The 24734-nt window shown below is 55.8% G+C and carries 26 protein-coding genes and 2 pseudogenes; 17 read left to right on the top strand and 11 right to left on the bottom strand.

Annotated elements, in window-relative coordinates; genetic code table 11:
* Window positions 1–61 precede the first annotated feature (61 nt).
* On the top strand, window positions 62–1345 hold the full coding sequence (locus KB892_RS17715) for a putative acyl-CoA thioester hydrolase (protein WP_004151696.1): 1284 nt from the start codon (window positions 62–64) through the stop codon (window positions 1343–1345).
* A 273-nt stretch (window positions 1346–1618) separates the two neighbouring features.
* Here KB892_RS17715 and KB892_RS17720 read toward each other — a convergent pair.
* Window positions 1619–2041: pseudogene (locus KB892_RS17720) on the bottom strand (cation transporting ATPase C-terminal domain-containing protein); the annotation flags it as partial.
* Here KB892_RS17720 and KB892_RS17725 point away from each other — a divergent pair.
* Window positions 2041–2964 carry an acyltransferase gene (locus KB892_RS17725; protein WP_002895284.1) on the top strand — a complete coding sequence of 308 codons (924 nt, stop codon included), beginning with the start codon at window positions 2041–2043 and terminating at the stop codon, window positions 2962–2964. The pseudogene KB892_RS17720 and the gene KB892_RS17725 overlap by 1 nt on opposite strands.
* A gap of 16 nt (window positions 2965–2980) precedes the next feature.
* On the opposite strand, the gene KB892_RS17730 is transcribed toward KB892_RS17725, so the two are convergent.
* The gene (locus KB892_RS17730) at window positions 2981–3487 is read right to left on the bottom strand and encodes a hypothetical protein (RefSeq protein ID WP_002895283.1); all 507 of its coding nucleotides are present in this window, start codon (window positions 3485–3487) and stop codon (window positions 2981–2983) included.
* Window positions 3488–3799: 312 nt separating this feature from the next.
* Here KB892_RS17730 and KB892_RS17735 point away from each other — a divergent pair, with 312 nt between their 5' ends.
* On the top strand, window positions 3800–4804 hold the full coding sequence (locus KB892_RS17735) for an IS110-like element IS5075 family transposase (protein ID WP_000427619.1): 1005 nt from the start codon (window positions 3800–3802) through the stop codon (window positions 4802–4804).
* A 181-nt stretch (window positions 4805–4985) separates the two neighbouring features.
* On the opposite strand, the gene KB892_RS31215 is transcribed toward KB892_RS17735, so the two are convergent.
* Window positions 4986–5165 (bottom strand): hypothetical protein, encoded by a 180-nt coding sequence (locus tag KB892_RS31215; protein WP_048256250.1) that lies wholly within the window; start codon window positions 5163–5165, stop codon window positions 4986–4988.
* 384 nt (window positions 5166–5549) lie between these two features.
* On the opposite strand from KB892_RS31215, the gene KB892_RS17745 reads away from it, so the two are divergent.
* Window positions 5550–5762, top strand: a complete 213-nt coding sequence (locus tag KB892_RS17745) for a biofilm development regulator YmgB/AriR family protein (RefSeq protein ID WP_002895280.1) — start codon at window positions 5550–5552, stop codon at window positions 5760–5762.
* Between the two features lie 81 nt (window positions 5763–5843).
* A complete protein-coding gene (locus KB892_RS17750; RefSeq protein ID WP_004151695.1) occupies window positions 5844–6398 on the top strand; it encodes a helix-turn-helix transcriptional regulator in 555 nt (184 codons plus the stop codon).
* 41 nt (window positions 6399–6439) lie between these two features.
* On the opposite strand, the pseudogene KB892_RS17755 reads toward KB892_RS17750, so the two are convergent.
* A pseudogene (locus KB892_RS17755) lies at window positions 6440–7163 on the bottom strand (MerR family transcriptional regulator).
* A 155-nt stretch (window positions 7164–7318) separates the two neighbouring features.
* Complete coding sequence (locus KB892_RS17760; protein ID WP_004147656.1) at window positions 7319–8530, bottom strand: diguanylate phosphodiesterase; 1212 nt, start codon at window positions 8528–8530, stop codon at window positions 7319–7321.
* Between the two features lie 330 nt (window positions 8531–8860).
* Here KB892_RS17760 and ycgZ point away from each other — a divergent pair, with 330 nt between their 5' ends.
* The 3 genes from ycgZ to KB892_RS17775 all read left to right on the top strand — a co-directional run bounded on the left by ycgZ (window position 8861) and on the right by KB892_RS17775 (window position 9856).
* The gene (gene ycgZ, locus KB892_RS17765; protein WP_004151693.1) at window positions 8861–9106 is read left to right on the top strand and encodes a regulatory protein YcgZ; all 246 of its coding nucleotides are present in this window, start codon (window positions 8861–8863) and stop codon (window positions 9104–9106) included.
* A 126-nt stretch (window positions 9107–9232) separates the two neighbouring features.
* Window positions 9233–9538 (top strand): hypothetical protein, encoded by a 306-nt coding sequence (locus KB892_RS17770; RefSeq protein WP_004147654.1) that lies wholly within the window; start codon window positions 9233–9235, stop codon window positions 9536–9538.
* Between the two features lie 51 nt (window positions 9539–9589).
* Window positions 9590–9856, top strand: a complete 267-nt coding sequence (locus KB892_RS17775) for a biofilm development regulator YmgB/AriR family protein (RefSeq protein WP_002895168.1) — start codon at window positions 9590–9592, stop codon at window positions 9854–9856.
* A 110-nt stretch (window positions 9857–9966) separates the two neighbouring features.
* On the opposite strand, the gene pgl is transcribed toward KB892_RS17775, so the two are convergent.
* A complete protein-coding gene (gene pgl, locus KB892_RS17780) occupies window positions 9967–10962 on the bottom strand; it encodes a 6-phosphogluconolactonase (RefSeq protein ID WP_002895166.1) in 996 nt (331 codons plus the stop codon).
* Window positions 10963–11190: 228 nt separating this feature from the next.
* Here pgl and KB892_RS17785 point away from each other — a divergent pair, with 228 nt between their 5' ends.
* Window positions 11191–12009 carry a pyridoxal phosphatase gene (locus KB892_RS17785; protein ID WP_002895164.1) on the top strand — a complete coding sequence of 273 codons (819 nt, stop codon included), beginning with the start codon at window positions 11191–11193 and terminating at the stop codon, window positions 12007–12009.
* Here KB892_RS17785 and modC read toward each other — a convergent pair whose 3' ends face one another.
* The 4 genes from modC to KB892_RS17805 all read right to left on the bottom strand — a co-directional run bounded on the left by modC (window position 12010) and on the right by KB892_RS17805 (window position 14825).
* Entirely contained in the window at window positions 12010–13068 is a 1059-nt protein-coding gene (modC, locus tag KB892_RS17790) for a molybdenum ABC transporter ATP-binding protein ModC (protein ID WP_002895161.1), read from the bottom strand.
* Window positions 13069–13070: 2 nt separating this feature from the next.
* The gene (gene modB / locus KB892_RS17795; protein WP_002895159.1) at window positions 13071–13760 is read right to left on the bottom strand and encodes a molybdate ABC transporter permease subunit; all 690 of its coding nucleotides are present in this window, start codon (window positions 13758–13760) and stop codon (window positions 13071–13073) included.
* On the bottom strand, window positions 13760–14533 hold the full coding sequence (modA, locus tag KB892_RS17800) for a molybdate ABC transporter substrate-binding protein (RefSeq protein ID WP_004151692.1): 774 nt from the start codon (window positions 14531–14533) through the stop codon (window positions 13760–13762). The genes modB and modA overlap by 1 nt, the downstream gene beginning before the upstream one ends.
* A 142-nt stretch (window positions 14534–14675) precedes the next feature.
* The gene (locus tag KB892_RS17805) at window positions 14676–14825 is read right to left on the bottom strand and encodes an AcrZ family multidrug efflux pump-associated protein (protein ID WP_002895156.1); all 150 of its coding nucleotides are present in this window, start codon (window positions 14823–14825) and stop codon (window positions 14676–14678) included.
* Between the two features lie 152 nt (window positions 14826–14977).
* Between KB892_RS17805 and modE the strand changes: the two genes are divergently transcribed.
* The 7 genes from modE (at window position 14978) to gpmA (ending at window position 22820) form a co-directional block, all read left to right on the top strand.
* A complete protein-coding gene (gene modE, locus KB892_RS17810) occupies window positions 14978–15766 on the top strand; it encodes a molybdenum-dependent transcriptional regulator (RefSeq protein ID WP_002895154.1) in 789 nt (262 codons plus the stop codon).
* A 67-nt stretch (window positions 15767–15833) separates the two neighbouring features.
* On the top strand, window positions 15834–17306 hold the full coding sequence (gene modF, locus KB892_RS17815; RefSeq protein WP_002895152.1) for a molybdate ABC transporter ATP-binding protein ModF: 1473 nt from the start codon (window positions 15834–15836) through the stop codon (window positions 17304–17306).
* 209 nt (window positions 17307–17515) lie between these two features.
* Window positions 17516–18532 carry a UDP-glucose 4-epimerase GalE gene (gene galE / locus KB892_RS17820; protein WP_002895150.1) on the top strand — a complete coding sequence of 339 codons (1017 nt, stop codon included), beginning with the start codon at window positions 17516–17518 and terminating at the stop codon, window positions 18530–18532.
* A 9-nt stretch (window positions 18533–18541) separates the two neighbouring features.
* Complete coding sequence (gene galT / locus KB892_RS17825; protein ID WP_002895147.1) at window positions 18542–19588, top strand: galactose-1-phosphate uridylyltransferase; 1047 nt, start codon at window positions 18542–18544, stop codon at window positions 19586–19588.
* 2 nt (window positions 19589–19590) lie between these two features.
* Entirely contained in the window at window positions 19591–20739 is a 1149-nt protein-coding gene (gene galK, locus KB892_RS17830) for a galactokinase (protein WP_002895144.1), read from the top strand.
* Entirely contained in the window at window positions 20733–21776 is a 1044-nt protein-coding gene (gene galM / locus KB892_RS17835) for a galactose-1-epimerase (RefSeq protein WP_004151691.1), read from the top strand. The genes galK and galM overlap by 7 nt, the downstream gene beginning before the upstream one ends.
* 291 nt (window positions 21777–22067) lie before the next feature.
* Window positions 22068–22820, top strand: coding sequence for a 2,3-diphosphoglycerate-dependent phosphoglycerate mutase (gene gpmA / locus KB892_RS17840; protein ID WP_002895089.1), 753 nt, complete (start codon window positions 22068–22070; stop codon window positions 22818–22820).
* A gap of 73 nt (window positions 22821–22893) precedes the next feature.
* Here gpmA and aroG read toward each other — a convergent pair whose 3' ends face one another.
* A complete protein-coding gene (aroG, locus tag KB892_RS17845) occupies window positions 22894–23946 on the bottom strand; it encodes a 3-deoxy-7-phosphoheptulonate synthase AroG (protein WP_002895086.1) in 1053 nt (350 codons plus the stop codon).
* A gap of 314 nt (window positions 23947–24260) precedes the next feature.
* Between aroG and KB892_RS17850 the strand changes: the two genes are divergently transcribed.
* Window positions 24261–24626 carry a YbgS-like family protein gene (locus tag KB892_RS17850; RefSeq protein WP_002895084.1) on the top strand — a complete coding sequence of 122 codons (366 nt, stop codon included), beginning with the start codon at window positions 24261–24263 and terminating at the stop codon, window positions 24624–24626.
* Window positions 24627–24734 lie beyond the last annotated feature (108 nt).

Raw genomic sequence — 24734 nt, forward strand, 5'->3', positions numbered from 1 at the left:
GACTTATACCCTGGCGTCTCAGCCGGGGTATTTCACTACGCTTAATTTTGCCCGGAGCAACATGAACACATATTCCGTTTCCCGTCTGGCGCTGGCGCTGGCCTTCGGCGTGACGCTGTCCGCCTGTAGCTCGACGCCTGCCGATCAACAGCCCTCAACGCAGACTGCACCGGGCACTACCGCGCGTCCCATACTCAACGCCGAAGAAGCGAAAAACTTCACGCCGGCGGCCTATTTCCAGTCGCTGGCTCCCAACGCCGCCGCCTGGACGCCGTCTGCCATCAGCCTGCCGGCGCAGCCTGACTTTATCGTCGGCCCTGCGGGAACCCAGGGCGTAACCCATACCACCATTCAGGCGGCGGTGGATGCGGCAATTGCCCGTCACTCTAACCGTCGTCTGTATATCGCGATTATGCCGGGCGAGTACCCTGGAACCGTCTACGTTCCGGCGGCGCCGGGCGCCCTGACCCTGTATGGTACTGGCGATAAGCCAATCGACGTGAAAATCAGCGAAGCCATTGATTCCGAGATGGATCGCAACACCTGGCGTCGTCTGGTCAATCCAGGCGGTAAATATATGCCGGGTAAACCGGCGTGGTATATGTTCGACAGTTGCCAAAGCAAATCCGCGGCGACCATCGGCGTAATGTGTTCCGCAGTCTTCTGGTCACAGAATAATGGTCTGCAGCTGCAGAACCTGACCATCGCCAACAACCTCGGCGACAGCGTTGACGCCGGTACCCACCAGGCGGTGGCATTGCGCAGCGATGGCGACCAGGTGCAGATCAATAAGGTCAATATTCTTGGCCGTCAGAACACCTTCTTCGTGACCAACAGCGGCGTGCAAAACCGTCTGCAGGACAACCGTCAGACCCGCACCCTGGTGACCAACAGCTACATTGAAGGCGATGTGGATATCGTTTCCGGCCGCGGCGCGGTGGTGTTTGATAACACCGATTTCCGCGTGGTGAATTCCCGTACCCAGAAAGAGGCCTACGTCTTCGCGCCGGCTACTCTGAAGAGCGTGACCTACGGCTTCCTGGCGACCAACAGCCGCTTCACCGCCTCCGGGGATAACGTCGCGCAGCTCGGCCGCGCGCTGGATGTCGATGGCAATAGCAACGGCCAGGTGGTGATCCGCGACAGCGCTATCAATGAAGGCTTTAATATTGCCCAGCCGTGGGCGGCGGCGGTAGGCTCCGGCCGCCCGTTCAGCGGCAACACCGGCAGCGCCGATGACAAAGGCAATCTGCAGCGCAACCTCAACGACAACGGCTTCAACCGCATGTGGGAGTACAATAACCGCGGCGTGGGAAGCACCGTGGTCGCCGAGCCGAAACAGTAAAGCGCAACAAGCGTGAACCATAATAAAAGAGAGGGCGATGCCCTCTCTCAAACTGCTGACAACGTGCAATCTTCAGGAATTGCCCGGCGGCGCTGCGCTTGCGCGGCCCTACAGATAACTGCATAACGGTTTGATATTGAAGTCTTTCGTAGGCCGGGTAAGGCGAAAGTCGCCACCCGGCAGAAATGCGAGCACAATGACGAAACAGGTTTGTCGTCAGCCAGAGAGGGGGCGATGCCCCCTCTTTTCTTTTTCGTTCAGCGCTTCACGCCGTCAGGCGGAACGCCATTTGCGGGTCAGCGGTTTTTCCAGTTCCACGATCAGGAACATGGCGAAGCCGATGATAAAGGTGATCACCCAGTAGCGGAACGGCAGCCCGGTGGTGCCGAACAGCATCTGCATAAAAGGCGCGTAGATAATCAGCAGCTGTAGCACCAGCAGTACGCCGCTGACGATCCAGATCCCTTTGTTGGCCAGCAGACCTTTGGTTAACGAGAATCCATCCGATACGCGGCAGTTCAGCATATAGAACCACTGGGCGGTGACCAGAGTCTGCAACAGCACGGTACGAATAAACTCCGGCGAATAGCCGCGCGGCTGCAGCCAGGCTTCGAGAATAAAGGCGCTGACCGCAATCATTGACCCCACAAACGCTACGCGCCAGATGGCAAAGCCGTCCATCACGTGAAGGCTGTATGACAGCGGTGACCTTTTTCACCATCTATAACACCTGGGATCGCTTTGATTATGACTATCACTGGATCCTCGGGCTGCTGACCTTTATCTCGACCATCGCGACGCCGCTGTTTTTTGTCGTGGCCGGCTATCTTGATGCGCAGACGCGCCACGATGCCAACTGGCAAATTGGTAAAATTAAAAGCGTGGTCATCGTCTTTCTGTTTTGGGTGACGGTCTATTATGTCTGGGAGCCTTACCAGCGCGGCTACCTGATCCAGCCCTGGTTTATTTTCGCCCTGATTGTCATCTATACCTTTCATCCTTTGATCGCCTGGCTCAGCCAGCGGCGCGGGCTCTTTTTCGCCGTGCTCCTGACGCTGCTGTGCTGCTCCTACGGTTACGACCTGCTCTCGGTGATCTACCCGGACAGACATCTTTTCAGTTTGCCGCCGCAGTATCGCCTGTGGACATGGCTACTGTTTTATTTAACCGGGCAGTTGTTTAACGATCCAAAGGTCGCGGAGTGGATACGCAACCCACAGGTGATTAAAGGGTCGATTATCGCTCTGCCCTTTGTCTATTTATTTACCTGGTTTTATGAACGCCATTTCTTCTTCGCCCTGTTTAAAGCAGATCGTAATGCGTTCATTCTCACGGGATCGCAAATTTATATCCTGATCGTCCTGCTGGTGATCGCCGCTAACGCCGTGCAGTTTAAAAAGAACCGCGAGTGGAAAGAGGCCGTGCTGGCGACGGTCAGTAAAGCGATGACCGGAGTTTATATCCTCCACTATTCCGTGTTTCACCTGCTGGTGATGCTCATCCCTGTGCATTCGCTAGCCACCAAGTTGGGGGTAATAGCGCTGACCTTTGTCCTGTCGGTGCTCATTTCCCTTGCCGCGCTCTCCAGTACGCTGCTCAGGAAGGTGATTACCTTGTAACCGACAACGGGACGATTTAGCGGAAGCTCCACTGGATACTAATCACAAACACGCTGGGAATAATAATGCCGCTTTCAACGGCGAAATAATCGGTGAAGTTATACTGGATAGCGTGGTAGATATAGGGTGAAAAGCCGATCCCCGTGGCGTCCTTAAAGTCTTTATAGGAGCCATGATCGCCGCAATGCTCGAAGGCGTCGAAGAAGAATTCGCCGGTATAGCCGTAAACGCCTTTGAAGGTCCACCCGCTGCCGCTGTGGTACCAGTCTCTTCTCACCCCCAGCGCCAGGCAGCGATCGTTGAAGCTGTTATTCATAGTGCCAAGCAGAAGGCTGTATTTGGAGTCTGCAGAGAATTTCCGCTCCACTGAGAAAAAATGATTTTCGAAATTCTCTGTATATTGTCCGTGATTATTGGTCAGATGGTAAACATAGGAACCGGTATTCACAGAATAGAGGTTAAGTTCGTTCGCCTGCGCGAGAGAGGCTAACCCGGCCAGGAGCATCACGCTTTTGCCGCGCATTTTCCCTCCTCAGTCCTCAAGGCCTGTCCAGGGACAGAAAGCTTTTGCCGTATTTACCGGTCGTGACAGGGGTATAAGACTCGACAGGGAAATGGGGGAAAAATAACGATGCCAAACCACCGCGTCGTTACCAAAAAGCGTAGCACAGCCCTTATTCGCCAACAAATCGAATGGGCCGTTTACGACATGGCAGACGTTACCCCTTTACCTTACTGTGCAAAAAGCAGACAAAGCCTCATCATATTTAATGAGATGGTCACTCCCTCCTTCCCAGTACTATGCTGAGGACAGGCTTTCATTCGGAGAACCATCATGGAAAACATTGCGCTTATTGGTATCGATCTGGGTAAGAACTCTTTCCATATTCATTGTCAGGATCATCGTGGGAAGGCCGTTTACCGTAAAAAATTCACCCGACCAAAGCTAATCGAATTTCTGGCGACATGCCCGGCAACAACCATCGCGATGGAAGCCTGTGGCGGTTCTCACTTTATGGCACGCAAGCTGGAAGAGTTAGGGCATTTTCCAAAGCTGATATCACCGCAATTTGTCCGCCCATTCGTTAAAAGCAACAAAAATGACTTCGTTGATGCTGAAGCTATCTGTGAAGCAGCATCACGTCCATCTATGCGTTTCGTGCAGCCCAGAACCGAATCTCAGCAGGCAATGCGAGCTCTGCATCGTGTCCGTGAATCCCTGGTTCAGGATAAGGTGAAAACAACTAATCAGATGCATGCTTTTCTGCTGGAATTTGGTATCAGCGTTCCGCGAGGTGCTGCCGTTATTAGTCGACTGAGTACCCTTCTTGAGGACAGTAGTTTGCCTCTTTATCTCAGCCAGTTACTGCTGAAATTACAACAGCATTATCACTATCTTGTTGAGCAGATTAAAGATCTGGAATCTCAGTTGAAACGAAAGTTGGACGAAGATGAGGTTGGACAGCGCTTGCTGAGTATTCCCTGCGTTGGAACGCTGACTGCCAGTACTATTTCAACTGAGATTGGCGACGGGAAGCAGTACGCCAGCAGCCGTGACTTTGCGGCGGCAACAGGGCTGGTACCCCGACAGTACAGCACGGGAGGTCGGACGACATTGTTAGGGATTAGCAAGCGGGGCAACAAAAAGATCCGAACTTTGTTGGTTCAGTGTGCCAGGGTATTCATACAAAAACTGGAACACCAGTCTGGCAAGTTGGCCGACTGGGTCAGGGAGTTGTTGTGTCGGAAAAGCAACTTTGTCGTCACCTGTGCTCTGGCAAACAAGCTGGCCAGAATAGCCTGGGCACTGACGGCGCGACAGCAAACTTACGAAGCATAAAGGCAGAAATACACCAGTTTAAACAATCATTCATCTGGTTTTGCGAATACTGATATTGATGATACTAACGGCCCACCGGCCTGTTGAGGAACCTGTAAAACGGAAAGGCTCATTGAAGCCGTATATTTTCTGGAGGTTCATCAGGCGCGGAACTCATCGAGGCGCGGGAATAAAATCCCATTCAGACGCCGGATAGATTCAAGCAAGCCAACTTGTCGTCAAAATCGGTGTTGCAAAAACGGGAGTGACCATAGATTCCGCTATGCTCAGAGTCCGACGCGGAAGAAAGCCACCTGTCGACGACAGCGTTGCTGTTTACCCCTTCGCGCGTCGGCGCAATCTCATGCATTTCGCCAGCCATGACAGAATTTTCACAATTGGCTTTCTTCTACCATCATCAGCTTCTTCCCGCTGGTTTTACAGCTAAATCCTGCACAACCCGACTTTTCTGTACAAGTTATCACTTAATAAAATTATTATAAATCAACAAATTAAAACACACACAAAAAATAAGCCGTTACGTTGTACATATAGTAATGAAAAAAGTTGTACATAGTGAAATCAGCGTCTATAGTTTTGGAGTGTTAACTGCTTGTTGCGCAACAAAGCGGGGAAGCTTGACGATTGCGCAGCGAGTCGGACGGTGGTTCCTGGTTATACATTTCCTGTTCGTGACTTGGCGCGTACCAACGGTACGCTGCGACTTTTATTGTCTGTTTGCTTTATACGTGGGAGAGTTCGAGCTATGCATATTAAAAATACCATTCCAGCAGAGTTTGTCTTCAATTCGGCCCTGATGAAGAATATTGAGAATACGCTCATTAAGCAGCACAGAACGGTAAATAATGAGCGGATGATTACGGAAATCCAGCATCGTCTGCAAACGGAAAGTAACGAAATACTTTCCGATCTCTATCTGCAGGCGCTGGATATGCTGTACAGCAAACCTCATCATTAAATAAACCCACTGTGCTGGCAGCAGGCTTCGACCTGCTGTACCGGCGCGCCTGGGTCTCTATCGGCTAACTGAGGCAAAAAAATGTCACACCATAATACTTGCTATCGTTCTGAGCATTACGATCTGTGGTTTGATAATGGTTTTCTTCTCTATGGGATGTCGCTGATCCTGAATAGCCTGCCGGCATCTTACTTCCGCAAAAAACATGTTTTCTTCACCAGCGACAATTATTTCGCGGTACTGCAGCACAACTATAATCGGCGGGATACATTATTTATTCTGTTAACCGAAGGCAACGATCTTAATTTTCTTAGTGAACTGCCTATGCTGCGCTTACCGGCCAACTCGACGCCGGAAGAGTTAAAGATATTTCTGCATCAACCCACCCGCTATTACAAAACCCATCCGGCGCCAGGCGCCTCGGTGCAGTTTACCGAGCGGGAAAAGAAAGTTATTCAACTTATCAGCAATGGCGAAGCGGTCGCCAGCATTGGCCGGTCGCTAAACCTGCATATAAAAACCATTTATCAAATCCGGCTGAATCTGATTAAAAAGCTCGGCTGCAGCGGTAGAACCGATTTTTTTAATATCAGCCGCAGCGAAACGTTCAAATCCTGGAGCCAGATTCACCTGTAACCCAGCACTCAAGCCCTGATCCGCACCACGGATCGGGGCGCTTAATTTTGGCCGTGAAAATGGATGCTGAAGCCCTGCTCCTGCCAGTGGCTGAGCAGCTCCTCCTGCAGAGGCGTGGCGGCACGTCCGGTCCAGACGAAAATATGCTGCCCGGGAAATAGCTCAGGCCGCGGCGACTCCAGCGGTTCGGCGAGAACGTTGACATGCCAGCCGCGTTGGGAAAGACGCCATGCCTCCAGCCACAGACGCGTCCTGTCCTCATTGCTCCAGCCCACCAGCAGCGTCTCTTTGCCATTTTTTTTACGCGCTTCGGCGAGAAACAACGCTACGCAGTCAATTAACAGGCCGTCCAGCATGCTGCTAATCACCAGCGAGGTATTCTGATCCAGCTTGAGACGCTGTCGTACCGGCACTAACAGGCTATCGATGAGGGTGTCGATGGGGTGTTGATGACTCAGCGCCATTAATTTGGCGCGGATTCTGGCGGGCTGCATAGGACATCATCTCTTCCTGAAGATGCGCGGATTCGTCGCGCGCCGCCGGCAGGTTATCCTCCAGCAGCGCTTTGACTTTCCCTACTGATACACCGCGCTCTATCCAGCGCTTGATCTCTTCGATACGCAGGATATCTTCTTCATCAAATTGTCGATGCCCGCCTTCGCTACGCTGCGGTTTCAGTAGACCGTAACGACGCTGCCAGGCGCGCAGTGTGACCGGATTGATTCCGCAACGTTCGGCGACTTCACCGATACTGTAAAACGCCATAGCAGCCTCACATCAACCTGATACCTTAATACCTAAACTAACGAATTCAGGCATCCTGTACAACTCTATTTTCTTGTACAGATAAAGATATCAGGTTGCGGCTCACAGCGCCCGGGAAAAAAGATGAAAAAATGTTTAGCTGATTTCGCGGTGGTTCATTTTTTCTCCGGCCATGCGACGGCGGGTAGGCCCCCCAGGCGCGCGCTGGCGAACAAATTGCCCTGAAACTGTGAAATACCGGCTGATTCCAGCCACATCCACTCTTCAGCACGCTCAACGCCGACGGCTGAGACCGCAATCTCCAGAGAAGTACAGCATTTGATAATCGCCTGTACAATCGACTGGCGCGGTCCGTCCTGGTGGATATTGCGGATCAGCTCATGGTCGATTTTAATTCTGTCGGGTTGGTATTGCGCCAGCAGCGATAGCCCGGCAAACCCGGCGCCGAAGTGATCGATGGCAAGATTAATTCCCGCGCCCTTCAGTTTGCGCACCGCATCGGTAAAATCGTCCATCCGCGAAATCACTTCCCGCTCAGTGAACTCGACAATAATCTGCTCCGGAATAAGGTCATTGCGACTAATTTCGTCGAGCAGGAAAGCCACCGCATTCGGCGCTTTGACCATGGTCATCGGCAGTAAATTAATGCTTAACGCCTTATTACGTAAACCTAATTTTCCCGCCAGCGACAACGCCACCCGTTTACTGTGCAGGTCGGCGAGATAAATATCGTCCCCGGTCAGCCCGGCAAAATAGGCGCCGGGGGATTGCCCGTCCGGTGTACGCAACAGCGCTTCCCACGAAATAATTTCGCAGGCGAAAGGGTCGACAATCGGCTGGAAGGCAAAGGAACAACCTTCCGTATTATCGATAATCGGGGTATCAGGATAGAACGTCTCCTTATCAGGAATAAAAACCCAACTATCTGCGGAAGGAATCTCAAAATAGTTCGCTTTTTCTGTGGCTTCGACAAAAGTACGGAAAAATTGCAGCGCCCGGTCATCATAGGTGAGCTGATATTTTGACGTCCCCCGGTCCATCACCGCCTGCAGAACTTCCTCGCGATCGTGTTCGCGTAAATCAAACAGTTCCATCCCGACCTTACCAAAACGACGGGACGGCGCATAATCGCAAAGCAACTCCACCAGATTATAGTGGCGAGGATCCCGGCAGATATGCTGATAAATATCCTGAACCTTTTCTTCAGGCCCCTCAATGAGTTGAAAAAAATGCGTCCCGTTAAAAAGTAAAATACCGGTGACGTCCGCCTGCCCATTTCTTTCGTTTGCCCTGGCGACCATGGCCTCGATCGATTTGAATGAGACATTGTCGCAGATATGGCTGCGATAAATGATGGTGGTTAGCATAGTGATTCCAGATGGGAGGGATAAGCATTCACAGTAGCAGTTATCAGGCTAAGGGTCTCGTAAAACTACGTTTTGTCTTAACAAAAAAGATACACTAAAAATCCCTTTTTTGTGCAAGGTTTTCCCTTTTTTTCTTTCCTTGTACAACATGCAACGCTAAACCCCACCTTTACAAGCCAGAACCGCGCCAGGCAAAAAAAAATTAAACAATTAAAAATCATATAGTTAAACTAACATGAATCATTATTGTGCAACTTTGTGTGTACAGGTTAATAATTATTGTATAAGTTTAATGGCAGTTAACAGATGAATGAAATGAAAGGAGCACATATGCAGCAGAATGGTTACATTCCAGATACAGCGAACGCAATTGCCCAGTATTTCAACAAAGCATCTTTGCCTTCCCAGCAGGAAACCCTGGGTCAGATCGTGATGGATATTCTTAACGAAGGGCGTCATCTCAACCGCAAAGCGCTATGCACCAAACTGTTGAGCCGCCTGGACCGCGCTCGCGCGCCGGAGGAAGAGAGCCACTATCAGACCTTAATTGGTCTGCTGTTTGCTGGCCAGGAATAACGTCATCGATCGTCGCCTGTTGCAGCGCCGCAGTAGCAGATGAGGGGCGATCGCTTCCACAAACCTGCTGCTGACCTGAATGCCGTTCGCCTATTCAGGAAAAGGGTGGCATGCATAGAGACGGTTATGAATAACAGTGAAACTGAGGAAATAACCGATGAAATCATCGGCGAGGCGGTTCTAGCGCTTCTGAAAACGAATCGCCCGATTACCACCCCGACCCTGCTGGTTCGACTTCGGTTAATGCAGGCGACAGAACCAGATCGCCAGCGTAGAAAGATCATCGCTGCCGTGATCGAAGAAATTTGCGCGAAGCTTATCCGTCAGCGGAAGTACGCGCCTTTACAGGTAAAGAAAATCAATGGCCGTTGGGAAACCAGAGGTTCGCTGGCGCCAGACAGCATGCCGTCGGAAGCTAAAAAGATCCACTGATTATCCCAACCATGGTGAATTAAACAGAGTGAGAATGTGATGAGACAGACTATGCATCAGCAACCAGATATTTACGCAAGACTGCAGGACACCGCGCTCTCCGACTATTTCCGTAACGCCGGTGATAAACTGGTTGATGAGTCCGCCGTCATGTCGCTCGCCATCAACAGTATTCTCCAGTCCGAGGGTCACCTGAACAATAAGGCCATTATTTTATGGCTGATTCAGGCGCTGGAAACCACCGATGACGTGGTGACCGCGGACGTGATCCGAAAAACGCTGGAGATTGTCGTTGGCTACACCATGGACGATATCTAACGTCGTCACGCTTCTGGCCCGCCAGGACAACGCCTTCTCCGCAGAGCCTGTCCGCTCTGAGCAAAAAAAACCTCGCTAAGGCGAGGTTTTTTCTTTTACCTGATGGCGGTTCAGTGGGCGTTGACCACCACCCACATCGGCCCCTGCCCAACCGCATAGCGGCCTTTCTCCTGCAGCAGTCCCTGCTCACCGACGATATCGTACACCGCGATATGGTGCGACTTCTGCCCGGCGGCAATGAGATATTTACCGCTGTGATCGAGGTTAAAGCCGCGCGGCTGGGTCTCGGTAGGCTGATAGCCTTCCACCGCCAGCACGCTACCATCTTCCGAAACGCTGAACACCGTGATGATGCTGGCGGTACGATCGCAGGCGTAAAGATGACGGCCATCCGGGGTGATATGAATATCCGCCGCCCAGCGCACGCCGCTAAAATCAGGCGGCATCATATCCAGGGTCTGTACACATTCGATGTTGCCCTTAGGATCTTTCAGCTCCCAGACGTCAATCGAGCTGTTTAGCTCATTGACGCAGTAACCATACTGCTGGTTGGGATGGAATACCATGTGACGCGGACCGGCGCCCTCGACGGTCGTCACTTCCGCGGGCTCCTGTGCCGAGAGGAAACCATCGTCGCTGAGGGTAAACAGGCAAATGCGATCCTGCTTCAGCGCCGGCACCCACAGGGTGCGATTATCCGGGGAGATATTGGCCGAGTGGCAGCCTTCCAGCCCTTCCACCACGGTGATGGTTTCGCCCGGCAGGCCGTCGTGCAGCGGGGTCACGCTGACACAGCCCTGATTGTAGGAGGCGCTGAAGACAAAGCGGCCATGACGATCGGTAGAGATATGGGTCGGGCTGCCCGGCAGCGCAGCTTCGCCCGCAAAGGTTAACGCCCCGTTATCCGGCGTGATGCGATAGGCCAACACGCGAAACTCCGGACGAACGCCAACGTACAGAAATTCCTTGTTGGGGCTGACCACCATCGGCTGGACCTGCCCTGGGGCATCAACCACCTGCACCAGCGTCAGTTTGCCGTCCGCTTCAAGACTCCAGACATGGATTTGTTGGCTTTCCGGGCTGGCGGTATAAACGGTTTGTTTCATGACTACTCCTTCCCTCACTGCACGTGGAATTTTCATTTTCAGGATAACAGCACCCTGAAAATTATAAGACATCCGCCCATGATACTCGCATCGTCCGCCGAATTTCCGCCGGACGGCGGCACAAAGGGCATACAGACATTCACGGCAGATGTGGAAAAATTGGTCCTGACGCCACGGCGGTGTACCATCATGGCCAGGTCACTTTTCAACATCAACCGGAAATAACACATGACAACACGCGTGATTGCCCTGGATTTAGACGGCACCCTGCTTACCAGCAAAAAAACCATTCTGCCCGCTTCGCTGGAGGCGCTGGCCCGCGCCAGAGAGGCAGGCTATCAGGTCATCGTCGTCACCGGACGTCATCACGTCGCTATCCATCCTTTTTATCAGGCACTGGCTCTCGATACACCTGCAATTTGTTGTAATGGCACCTATTTGTATGATTATCACGCAAAAAAGGTTTTGGCCGCCGATCCTATGCCGGTGGAGCAAGCGGTAAGCCTCACTGCCATGCTCGCCAAACAGCAGATCCACGGCCTGGCATATGTGGACGACGCGATGCTTTATGAACACCCCACCGGGCATGTGATCCGCACCCGCAACTGGGCGCAGGCGTTACCGGAAGATCAGCGTCCGGTTTTCGCTCAGGTCGATTCGCTGGCGCAGGCGGTTCGCGAAGTTAACGCGGTATGGAAATTCGCTCTCACCGATGACGACATTCCCCGCCTGCAGCGGTTTGCGCAGCAGGTTGGCGAGACGCTGGGCCTCGAGTGCGAATGGTCGTGGCACGATCAGGTGGATATCGCGCGCGCCGGCAACAGCAAAGGCAAACGCCTGGCGCAATGGGTGGCCGACCAGGGGCTGTCGATGCAGGATGTGGTGGCCTTCGGCGATAACTACAACGATCTTAGCATGCTGGAAGCGGCGGGCACCGGGGTGGCGATGGGCAACGCGGTGGACGAGGTGAAAGCCCGCGCCAACATAGTCATCGGCGACAATGAGTCCACCAGCATCGCCGAGTTTATCTACCGCCAACTGCTGTAATCAGGCGGCGATCGACACGCTTTTAATCTGGGCAAACACCTGCTGACCTGGCGCTATCGCCAGGTCGTCCCGCGCCCATGGGCTAATCCTGGCCCATAGCAGACGGCCACTCACTCTGAGCTGCACTTCAATCTGTCCGTTGACCTCCAGATACTGAACCACCTCGGCGCGCAAGATATTGCGGATGCTGGTCCCGGACGGCTGGGCCAGTGTCAGCGAAACGTCCGACGCCTGAATGCGGATCCGTGCGGTGTCGCCTGCGGGACGTTCGAGCCGGTTGACCCACAGCAACTGGTCCCCCAGCGCCAGGGCCGTCATCGCATACTGCGGGTGCTGCGCGGCGACGGTGGCGCTAAGGATAGTACTCTGCTGCTCCGCCGGCAGCCAGGGGTGCATCACGCTGCTGCTCCAGACCTCCTCCAGCGGACCGAAAGCTTTCACCTTACCGGCCTCCAGCACCAGCACACGATCGGCCAGATGCTGGATCTCATCCAGCGAGTGGCTGACGTAAAGCATCGGAATATGAATCTCCTGCGCCAGCCGCTGCAGGTAGGGCAATAGCTCGCGTTTGCGCGGAATGTCCAGCGAGGCCAGCGGCTCATCCAGCAGCAGCAGCTCCGGCGCGGTCAGCAGGGCGCGGCCGATAGCCACTCGCTGCTTTTCGCCGCCGGATAACCGGCCCGGCAGACGATCCAGCAAGGGCGCAATCCCCAGCAGATCCACCAGCTTATCGAACTGGCTGACCATGGATTTCGCCATCCCATACTGCAGATTGCCGCGCACTTTATAATGGGGAAACAGGCGCGCATCCTGAAAGACATAGCCGATACGGCGCTGCTCCGGCGCCAGGCAGATACGCTGCGCGGTGTCGTTCAGCACCCGGCCATTGAGCACGATCCGCCCCGCCTGGGGTCGGGTCAGGCCGCTGATGGCGTTAATAAACGAGGTTTTGCCAGCGCCGGAGACGCCAAAGACGGCGGTGATCCCGCTGGCGGGCAGAGTTTCACGGATCTGCAGGCAGTGGCTACCGAGGGTCTGGGTAAAGTCCAGCTCCAGCATCATTATCCTCCCATGCGCTGGCGGCTCACGCGGGCCAGCCATTCCGAAATCAGCAGCGAAACCAGCGCCAGACCGATGGCGATGAGGCAGAGGCGGGCCGCCGCCCCCTCCCCGCCCGGGGTTTGAATCAAGGTGTACATCGCCGAAGGGAGGGTGCGCGTTTCACCGGGAATATTGGAGACGAACGTGATGGTCGCGCCAAACTCCCCTAACGAGCGGGCGAAGGCCAGCACCGTGCCGACAATAATCCCCGGCAGAGTCAACGGCAACGTAATGGTCAAAAATACCCGCCAGCGGCTGGCCCCGAGGGTTCTCGCCGCTTGCTCCAGTTTGACGTCCACCCCTTCCAGCGCCAGGCGAATGGCGCGCACCATCAGCGGGAAAGACATCACCGCCGCCGCCAGCACCGCCCCGCGCCAGCTAAAAGCAAAGCTGATGCCGAACCAGTCATACAGCCAGCTGCCAATAAACCCGCGCCGCCCCATGGCCACCAGCAGCAGGTACCCCACCACCACCGGAGGCAGCACCAGCGGTAAATGGAGAATACTGTCGAGCAGCGCCTTGCCGGGAAAGGTGCGCCGAACCAGCAGCCAGGAAAAAAAGATGCCAAAGGGCAAGCTCAAGGCCACCGCCAGGGAGGAGACTTTCAGGCTCAGCAGCACCGCCTGCCATTCGGGTTCGCTCAGAAACATCAGCGGGTGGTAAATCCGTAACGTTTAAAGATAGCGGACGCTTCCGGCCCTTTCAGGTAGTCATAGAAGGCGCTCACAGCCGCATTGCGGTGCCCATCGACAATCGCCAGCGGGTACTCGACTTTCTGATGCGAGGCTTCCGGGAAGGTGCCGACCACTTTCACCCCCTTGCTGGCCACGGCATCGGAGCCATAGACAATCCCCAGCGGCGCTTCGTTGCGCTCCACCAGCGCCAGCGCACCGCGCACGTCTTCAGCCGGGGCGAGCTTCGGCGACAACGTCTCCCAGGCACCGAGTTTCTGCAGTGCTTCTTTGGCATAGATACCGGCCGGGACATGCTGTGGATCGCCCACCGCCAGACGGCCTCCTTTCAGCAGGCTGGTCCAGTCGGTTTTCTCATCAATGGTTATCGCCCCCTGCGCACTGGCTTTCGGCGCGACCACCACCAGGCTGTTGCCAAGCAGAGTGGCGCGGGTTGCCGGAACGATGGCCTTTTTATCTGCCGCGTAATCCATCCATTTCTGATCGGCGGAGATAAACAGGTCCGCTGGCGCACCCGCTTCTATCTGCCGCGCCAGCGTCGACGACGAGGCAAACGACGACACGACCTCGACGTTTTTTTCTTTCTTGTACGCCTGGGCAATATCCTGCATCGCGTTGGTTAACGATGCGGCGGCGAAAACGGTCACTTTACCCTCTGCCGCCAGCGCCTGACCCGCGACGCACAGCGTGAGTGATACCCCGACAACCCCGCGTAACCAAGAACCTGCCATCTTACTCTCCTGTCAATGCGTTATGTAGTCGATAATATAACGATATGCGAAGCGTTTTTATAGTGATACAGGACAATAAAACGAAGGGAAATGATACAGGAGGGAAATAGCACAGCGCCCGGTTAAACCGGGCGCCGGGAAATCAGTGATTTTGCTGGCTGCGATCTTTGTGGCCTACGCCGGAGAAGAGGTTGAACACTTCGCCAAGACCGTAAATCAGTCCCAGGATGACCGCCATCACCACCGGTACCATGATGACCGCAAAAACCAGACTTTTCAAAAGCTCTAACATGGTTCACTCCAGATAGTATGATTTCCTGATTGTAACGATTTCAGCCGAAAAAACACGTCCCATTTGTGCGGTGGGTAATGACCAACCGCGCAGAGAGGTTTTGCAAGTGGGCGACTATCGGTCACAATACCCTTTTTTGTCAGGAAACGATTATGCAGGCCGAAATTCTTCTCACCCTTAAGCTACAGCAGCGCCTGTTTGCCGATCCGCGGCGGATCGCCCTGCTCAAACAGATTGACCAGACCGGTTCGATAAGCCAGGGGGCGAAGCATGCGGGTATCAGCTATAAGAGCGCTTGGGATGCCATCAATGAGATGAACCAGCTCAGCGAACAGCCGCTGGTGGATCGCGCCACCGGCGGAAAGGGCGGCGGCGGCGCGGTGCTGACCCGCTACGGGCAGCGTCTGATCCAGCTGTACGATCTGCTGGCGCAGATCCAGCAGAAAGCGTTTGATGTACTCAGCGATGACGATGCCCTGCCGCTGGATAGCCTGCTGGCGGCCATCTCGCGCTTTTCCCTGCAGACCAGCGCCCGCAACCAGTGGTTCGGCACCATTACCGGCCGCGATCGCCAGCAGGTGCAGCAGCACGTGGAAGTACTGTTGGCTGACGGAAAAACCCGCCTGAACGTCGCCATCACCGCGCAAAGCGCTGAGAAGCTGGGACTCGATGAGGGCCAGGAGGTGCTGGTCCTGCTCAAAGCGCCATGGGTCGGCATCACCCTCGATCCCGCAGCAGCCCGCCAGGCCGATAACCAGCTGTCGGGACGTATCAGTCATATCGAATGCGGGTCCGGACAGTGCGAAGTACTGATGACCCTGGCGGACGGTCAAACCCTGTGCGCCACCCTGCCACAGGCGCAGGCCGCTGGCCTGGCGGAAGGAACGGAGGCGATCGCTTACTTCAATGCCGATCGCATCATTCTCGCGACGTTATGCTGACCCCATTGACATTACGCGCCTGAAGTCGTATCCCTGATGCACATCGCTGCAAAAAATGGGATACATCATGTCATCATTGCAAATTTCGCAAGGCACGTTTCGCCTGAGCGATACAAAGACCTTAAAAATAGACCACCTGAGCGTGGCGGCGGGTGAAAGCTGGGCGTTCGTCGGCAGCAACGGCAGCGGCAAATCCGCCCTCGCGCGAGCCCTGGCCGGCGACCTGCCCCTGCTCAGCGGCCAGCGCGAAAGCCATTTCTCCCGCGTGACCCGCCTCTCCTTCGAACAGTTGCAGAAGCTGGTCAGCGACGAGTGGCAGCGCAATAACACCGACCTGCTCAGCCCAGGCGAAGAAGATACCGGCCGCACCACCGCGGAGATTATCCAGGATGAGGTGAAAGATCCTGCCCGCTGCGCGCGCCTGGCTGAACAGTTTGGCATCAGCGCCCTGCTGGACCGCCGGTTTAAATACCTGTCGACCGGGGAAACGCGTAAGACCCTGCTGTGTCAGGCCCTGATGACCGATCCGCAACTGCTGATCCTCGATGAACCTTTCGACGGTCTCGACGTCAACTCCCGCCAGCAGCTGGCTGCCCTGCTGGCCGACCTGCACAGCGCCGGCATCACCCTGGTGCTGGTGCTCAACCGTTTCGATGAGATCCCGGAGTTTGTGCAATTCGCCGGCGTGCTGGCTGACTGCACCCTCAGCGAGACCGGCGAGAAGTCTTCCCTGCTGCAGCAGGCGCTGGTCGCCCAGCTGGCGCACAGTGAAAAACTGGACGGCATCACCCTGCCGGAGCCGGATGTCCCACCGGCCCGTCATGCGCTGGCAGACTCGGCGCCGCGTATCGTGCTCAACGACGGCGTGGTCTCCTATAACGATCGCCCGGTCATCAATCACCTCTCATGGACCGTGAATCCAGGCGAACACTGGCAGATCGTCGGTCCCAACGGCGCCGGTAAATCTACGCTGCTGAGCCTGGTCACCGGGGATCATCCGCAGGGCTACAGCAACGATCTCACGCTCTTTGGCCGCCGGCGCGGCAGCGGTGAGACCATCTGGGATATTAAAAAGCATATCGGCTACGTCAGCAGCAGCCTGCATCTGGACTACCGGGTCAGCACCAACGTCCGCAACGTCATCCTGTCGGGCTATTTTGACTCGATCGGCATTTATCAGGCGGTCTCCGACAAGCAGCATAAGCTGGTGCAGCAATGGCTGGATATTCTCGGCATCGATAAGCGCACCGCCGACGCGCCGTTTCACAGTCTGTCGTGGGGCCAGCAGCGGCTGGCGCTTATCGTCCGCGCGCTGGTGAAGCATCCAACCCTGCTGATCCTCGATGAACCGCTGCAGGGGCTGGACCCCCTCAACCGCCAGCTAGTGCGCCGCTTTGTCGACGTGTTGATTGGCGAAGGGGCCACACAGCTGCTGTTTGTCTCGCACCATGCGGAAGATGCCCCGGACTGTATTACCCATCGCCTGGCGTTCGTTCCCAGTGGAGACGGTTACACTTATCAGCTCGGCCCCGTGGCCTGACGCCCCCTGCCGGGGATCGAAAGATCCCTGGTATTTTTCAGAAAAATAGCGCCAAAATAATATAATGACATGTTTTTAAAGCAAAATATATTCAATGATATCATTTCGCCCTTGAGTGTAAACGATTCCACTAACTTGCCCTATGTCACACTTTTCACTTCTTTGATATGCTATCTTCCTCACAAACGATAAGCCGAATGGAGCGAATCATGAAAGTTCTGGTTACAGGTGGTAGCGGTTACATTGGAAGTCATACCTGCGTTCAACTGCTGCAGCAGGGACACGAGGTGGTGATCCTCGACAATCTCTGCAACAGCAAGCGCAGCGTACTACCGGTGATTGAACGTCTCGGCGGCAAAGAAGCCACCTTTATTGAAGGCGATATTCGTAACGAAGCGCTGATGACGGAGATCCTCCACGATCACGCCATTGAGGCAGTGATCCACTTCGCCGGGCTGAAAGCCGTCGGGGAGTCCGTCGCCAAGCCGCTGGAATATTACGACAATAACGTCACCGGCACACTGAAATTAGTCTCTGCCATGCGCGCCGCTGGCGTGAAGAACTTTATCTTTAGCTCCTCCGCTACCGTCTACGGCGATCAGCCGAAAATCCCGTATGTCGAAAGCTTCCCGACCGGCACCCCGCAAAGCCCCTACGGCAAAAGCAAGCTGATGGTGGAGCAGATCCTGACCGACCTGCAGAAAGCCCAGCCGGAGTGGAGCATTGCCCTGCTGCGCTACTTCAACCCGGTCGGCGCCCACCCGTCGGGCGACATGGGGGAAGACCCGCAGGGGATCCCGAACAACCTGATGCCCTACATCGCCCAGGTCGCCGTTGGCCGTCGCGAATCGCTGGCCATTTTTGGTAACGACTATCCGACCGAAGATGGTACCGGCGTGCGCGATTACATCCATGTGATGGACCTCGCCGATGGCCACGTCGCGGCCATGGAAAAACTGGCTGACAAAGCCGGGGTGCATATCTACAACCTTGGCGCCGGCGTCGGCAGCAGCGTGCTCGACGTAGTCAATGCTTTCAGCAAGGCCTGCGGCAAACCCATTAACTACCATTTCGCGCCGCGCCGCGATGGCGACCTCCCGGCCTACTGGGCGGATGCTGCCAAGGCCGACCGCGAGCTGAACTGGCGCGTAACGCGCAACCTGGACGAAATGGCGCAGGACACCTGGCACTGGCAGTCCCGTCATCCGCAGGGTTATCCAGACTAAGGAACCTTCATGAGCGTATTTAACCCCGTTGACCATCCACATCGTCGTTATAACCCGTTAACCGGACAGTGGATTCTGGTTTCTCCGCATCGCGCCAAGCGCCCCTGGCAGGGGGCGCAGGAAACGCCGGCAAAACAGACCTTGCCGGCCCACGATCCGGACTGTTTCCTGTGCCCGGGCAACACCCGGGTGACCGGCGACACCAACCCGAATTACACCGGTACCTACGTATTTACCAACGACTTTGCGGCCCTGATGACCGACACCCCGGACGCACCGGAGAGTGACGATCCGCTGATGCGCTGCCAGAGCGCCCGCGGCACCAGTCGGGTGATCTGCTTCTCGCCAGACCACAGCAAAACGCTGCCGGAACTGAGCCTTGAAGCGCTGGAAGACGTGGTTAAAACGTGGCAGGAACAGACCGCGGACCTCGGGAAAAGCTACCCGTGGGTGCAGGTTTTTGAAAACAAAGGGGCAGCGATGGGCTGCTCCAACCCTCACCCGCATGGTCAGGTGTGGGCCAACAGTTTCCTGCCCAATGAAGCGGAACGGGAAGACCGTCTGCAGAAAGAGTATTACGCCGCACAGGGCCAGCCGATGCTGCTGGACTATGTGCAGCGCGAACTGGCCGACGGCAGCCGCACGGTGGTGGACACCGAGCACTGGCTGGCGGTGGTGCCCTACTGGGCCGCCTGGCCGTTCGAAACGCTGCTGTTGCCGAAAGCGCACGTGCAGCGCATTACCGATCTCACCGACGCCCAGCGCAGCGATCTGGCACTGGCGTTGAAAAAGCTGACCAGCCGTTACGACAACCTGTTCCAGTGCTCATTCCCCTACTCCATGGGCTGGCACGGCGCGCCGTTTAACGACGAAGACCATAACCACTGGCAGCTTCATGCCCACTTTTATCCGCCGCTGCTGCGCTCCGCGACGGTCCGCAAGTTTATGGTTGGTTATGAGATGCTGGCCGAAACTCAGCGCGATCTGACCGCCGAGCAAGCTGCCGAACGACTGCGCGCCGTCAGCGACGTCCATTTTCGTGAATCCGGAGTGTAATGATGAGTCTGAAAGAGAAAACCCAAACCCTGTTCGCTGACGCCTTCGGCTACCCGGCCAGCAATGTCATTCAAGCGCCAGGCCGCGTCAACCTGATCGGCGAGCATACCGATTACAACGACGGTTTTGTGCTGCCCTGCGCTATCGACTACCAGACGGTGATCAGCTGTGCGCCGCGCGACGATCGTACCGTGCGGGTGATTGCCGCCGATTACGACAATCAGACCGATGAGTTCTCTCTCGACGCGCCGATTATCAGCCACGACACCCAGCAGTGGTCGAACTATGTCCGCGGCGTGGTAAAGCATCTGCAGCAGCGTAACAGCCACTTTGGCGGCGCGGATCTGGTGATCAGCGGCAATGTACCGCAGGGTGCGGGGTTAAGCTCCTCAGCCTCGCTGGAAGTCGCCGTCGGCACCGTGTTCCAACAGCTGTATCATCTGCCGCTGGATGGCGCGCAAATCGCCCTCAACGGCCAGGAGGCGGAAAACCAGTTCGTCGGCTGCAACTGCGGCATCATGGATCAGCTGATTTCAGCGCTGGGCAAAAAAGACCACGCGCTGCTGATCGACTGCCGTTCGCTGGGCACCAAAGCCGTCTCGATGCCGAAAGGCGTGGCGGTGGTGATCATCAACAGCAACTTTAAGCGTACTCTCGTCGGCAGCGAGTACAACACCCGTCGTGAACAGTGCGAAACCGGCGCGCGCTTCTTCCAGCAGCCCGCCCTGCGCGATGTCACCCTTGAGCAATTTAACGCCGTCGCCCATGAGCTGGATCCGGTGGTCGCGAAGCGCGTACGCCACGTGCTGACGGAGAATGCCCGCACTGTGGAAGCCGCCAGCGCCCTCGAAAAAGGCGACCTGAAGCGGATGGGTGAGCTGATGGCAGAGTCCCACGCCTCGATGCGTGATGATTTCGAGATCACCGTCCCGCAGATCGACACCCTGGTGGAGATCGTTAAGGCCGCGATCGGCGATAAGGGCGGCGTGCGCATGACCGGCGGCGGCTTTGGCGGCTGCGTGGTAGCGTTAATCCCGGAAGATCTGGTCGATACCGTTCAGCAGGCCGTTGCCAACGAGTATGAAGCGAAAACCGGTATTAAAGAGACATTCTATGTCTGCAAACCGTCACAGGGGGCCGGGCAATGCTAACGCAAACCACCGCGCTGGCCCCGGACGGCCGGCCATGGCAGCAGGTGACCCTGCGCAATAAGTCGGGGATGACCGTCACCGTGGCGGACTGGGGCGCGACGCTGCTCAGCGCCGAGGTGCCGCTGGCCGATGGCAGCCTGCGCCGACCGCTGCTGGGCTGCGCAAAGCTGGAAGACTATGCTCGCCAGGCCGCATTTCTTGGCGCCTCGGTAGGCCGCTACGCCAACCGTATCGGCCACAGCCGCTTCCCGCTTGACGGCCAGGTCGTCAACGTCACGCCGTCAAACGACGCGGGCCACCAGCTCCACGGCGGCCCGGAAGGGTTTGATAAGCGCCGCTGGCGCATTGTCCGCGCCGACGAGCAGGAAGTGCTGTTCGCCCTGACCTCGCCCGATGGCGATCAAGGCTTTCCGGGCACCCTGCAGGCCACCGCGCACTATCGTCTGACCGACGATAACCGCATCGCGATTACCTATCGCGCCACCGTGGACCAACCCTGCCCGGTGAATATGACCAATCACGTCTATTTCAACCTCGACGGTGAGCAGGGCGATGTGCGCCAGCATCAGCTCCAGATCCTCGCCCAGAGGTATCTGCCGGTGGAAAGCGACGGTATCCCGGGTGGCGAACTGAAAGATGTTGCTAACACCAGCTTTGATTTCCGCCAGCCGAAAACCATCGCCGCCGACTTCCTCGCGGATGCCGATCAGCAAAAGGTGAAGGGATACGATCATGCCTTCCTGCTGGATGCCAAAGGCGACGCCAGCCAGCCTGCGGCACAGGTCTGGTCGCAGGATGGCAAGCTGCAGATGACGGTCTATACCTCCGCTCCGGCGCTGCAGTTTTACTCCGGCAACTATCTCGGCGGCACCCCGTCGCAGACGACGGAGCCCTACGCCGACTGGCAGGGACTGGCGCTGGAGAGCGAATTCCTGCCGGATTCGCCGAACCATCCGCAATGGCCGCAGCCGGACTGTGTATTACGTCCGGGCCAGGAGTACGTCAGCCTGACGGAATATCAGTTTATCGCCCGATAATCGCCAGCGCCCTCCATCAGGGGGCGCTGCTTTTCGTCCCCGCCCTCCTCTCTGCCGCCTCTTTTTTCAGCAACCTGCTCTATTTTCCGTCACCAAAGGACAAAAAAATAACCTGTGTATTACAAGCACCTTACACTGCGCCACTATTTTCGCTATGGTTAGGGATAAGCATTGCCGTGCGCCAAATCACGGCAATATAATGAGAATAGTTATCAATCAATAACACATACACCATCACATTCAGCGCACCGTTCGCGGCGCGAGGGATGGCGTGTAGAGAGGAGTGAGAGAATGGCTGTAACTAAGCTGGTACTGGTTCGTCATGGCGAAAGCCAGTGGAACAACGAAAACCGCTTCACCGGTTGGTACGACGTGGATCTGTCCGAGAAAGGCGTTAGCGAAGCAAAAGCAGCGGGTAAACTGCTGAAGGCTGAAGGCTTCAGCTTTGATTTTGCTTATACCTCCGTGCTGAAACGTGCCATCCACACCCTGTGGAACGTGCTGGACGAACTGGATCAGGCCTGGCTGCCGGTTGAGAAATCCTGGAAGCTGAACGAGCGTCATTACGGCGCGCTGCAGGGCCTGAACAAAGCGGAAACCGCTGAGAAATATGGTGACGAGCAGGTTAAACAGTGGCGTCGCGGCTTCGCTGTCACTCCGCCGGAGCTGACCAAAGACGACGAGCGCTACCCGGGCCACGATCCGCGCTATGCAAAACTGACCGACGCCGAACTGCCGACCACTGAAAGCCTGGCGCTGACTATCGACCGCGTCGTGCCTTACTGGAACGAAACCATTCTGCCGCGCCTGAAAAGCGGTGAGCGCGTGATCATCGCCGCTCACGGTAACTCCCTGCGCGCGCTGGTGAAATACCTCGACAACATGGGCGAAGACGAGATCCTCGAACTGAACATCCCGACCGGCGTACCGCTGGTATATGAGTTCGATGAAAACTTCAAGCCGATCAAACATTACTATCTGGGCAACGCGGAAGAGATCGCGGCGAAAGCGGCTGCCGTCGCCAACCAGGGTAAAGCGAAGTAATTTCTCCTGGTGAGAACAAAAAAGCGTGGAAATCTCCACGCTTTTTTTATGACCTGCGCTAGCGCGGAGTAGCTTAGCCGCGGCGGGTTTTCACCGCTTCCGCCAGCTGACGCAGGATCGTTTCGGTATCCTCCCAGCCGATGCAGGCGTCGGTGACGCTCTTGCCGTAGGTCAGCGGTTCACCGCTCTCGAGGCTCTGGTTGCCTTCCACCAGATGGCTTTCAATCATCACGCCCATAATGGCGCGCTCGCCGCCGGCGATCTGCTGGCATACGTCGGCGCCCACTTCCATCTGCTTCTTGAACTGCTTGCTGGAGTTGGCATGGCTGAAGTCGATCATCACCTGGGCCGGAAGACCCGCTTTCGCCAGACCGATTTTCACCTCCGCCACGTGCTTCGCGCTGTAGTTAGGCTCTTTGCCGCCGCGCAAAATAATATGACAGTCGCCGTTACCGCTGGTATTCACGATGGCGGAGTGGCCCCACTTGGTGACCGACAGGAAACAGTGCGGCGCGCCGGCGGCGTTAATCGCATCGATAGCCACCTTGATGGTGCCATCGGTACCGTTTTTAAAGCCCACCGGGCAGGAGAGTCCGGAGGCGAGCTCACGGTGCACCTGGGATTCGGTGGTTCGCGCGCCAATGGCGCCCCAGCTCATCAGATCGGCGACATACTGCGGGGTGATCATATCGAGGAATTCCCCCGCCGCCGGCAGGCCGCTGTCGTTAATGTCCAGCAGCAGTTTGCGCGCGATGCGCAACCCGTCGTTGATGCGGAAGCTGTTATCCATATGGGGATCGTTGATGAGCCCTTTCCAGCCGACGGTGGTGCGCGGTTTTTCAAAATAGACCCGCATGACGATCTCGAGCTCGCCCTTCAGCGCCTCGCGCAGGGTCAGCAGGCGGGCGGCATACTCTTTCGCCGCTGCCGGATCGTGAATAGAACAAGGCCCAATCACCACCAGCAGACGGTCATCGTCGCCTTTGAGGATCTGATGGATCGCTTTGCGAGCATGTGCAACGGTGTTTGCAGCATTTTCGGTAGCAGGGAATTTTTCCAGGAGCGCAACGGGAGGTAATAATTCGTTGATCTCTTTAATGCGTAAATCGTCGTTCTGATAATTCATCTTATTTCCAGCGTGGCCATACTTATTCAATGAAATGCAATCCCTCCAATCTATCTCTTCGCTGAAATAGTGTAAACGTGATTTTACAGTAGTGATGGAATAATCCTGGAAATAGGCAAAAATACGCCATAAAGTAGCGAAACCAGGCTCATGAACTACAATATTTAACTGTTAAAGCTAATTAAGTCTTACGTTTCAGGATTATATAGTGACACTGCGATCGTCTGCGGAGTCTTAAACCATAGCGAGTCAGATCCCTGGCACACTCACCGCGGGAAGCGCATTTCCCCTTCCCGGCTTAACAGGAGTATCCGATGAATATGAAAAAACTGACGACCCTTTTGCTCACCGCCACCTTAGGTCTTGCCAGCGGCGCGGCCCTGGCGGCAGACACCGGCGCCCAGTCCAATAATGGCCAGGCCAACTCTTCCGCGGATGCCGGTCAGGTGGCGCCGGATGCCCGTGAGAACGTGGCGCCGAACAACGTGGACAATAGTCAGATCAACTCTGGCTCTGGGGGCACCACGGGCTCGACGATGACCCAGGATAATATGTCGAGCGATGAGGTACATAAAAACTCGATGTGTAAAGACGGCCGCTGTCCGGACACCGGTAAAAAACTGGACAACGGCGGCAATACGACCCAAGACAACAGCAAAACCGACGGCACCACCCAGTAACACATGAGGTGGGCAGATCGAAGAAAAGGCGAGCCGGTCTCGCCTTTTCTTCGTTTTTTATCGCTCTCTGTTTATGATGTCATAGCGTAATAATGATAAGTATTAAGG

Origin of the sequence: Klebsiella sp. P1927 (assembly GCF_018204675.1) — a bacterium.
GTDB lineage: Bacteria > Pseudomonadota > Gammaproteobacteria > Enterobacterales > Enterobacteriaceae > Klebsiella > Klebsiella pneumoniae.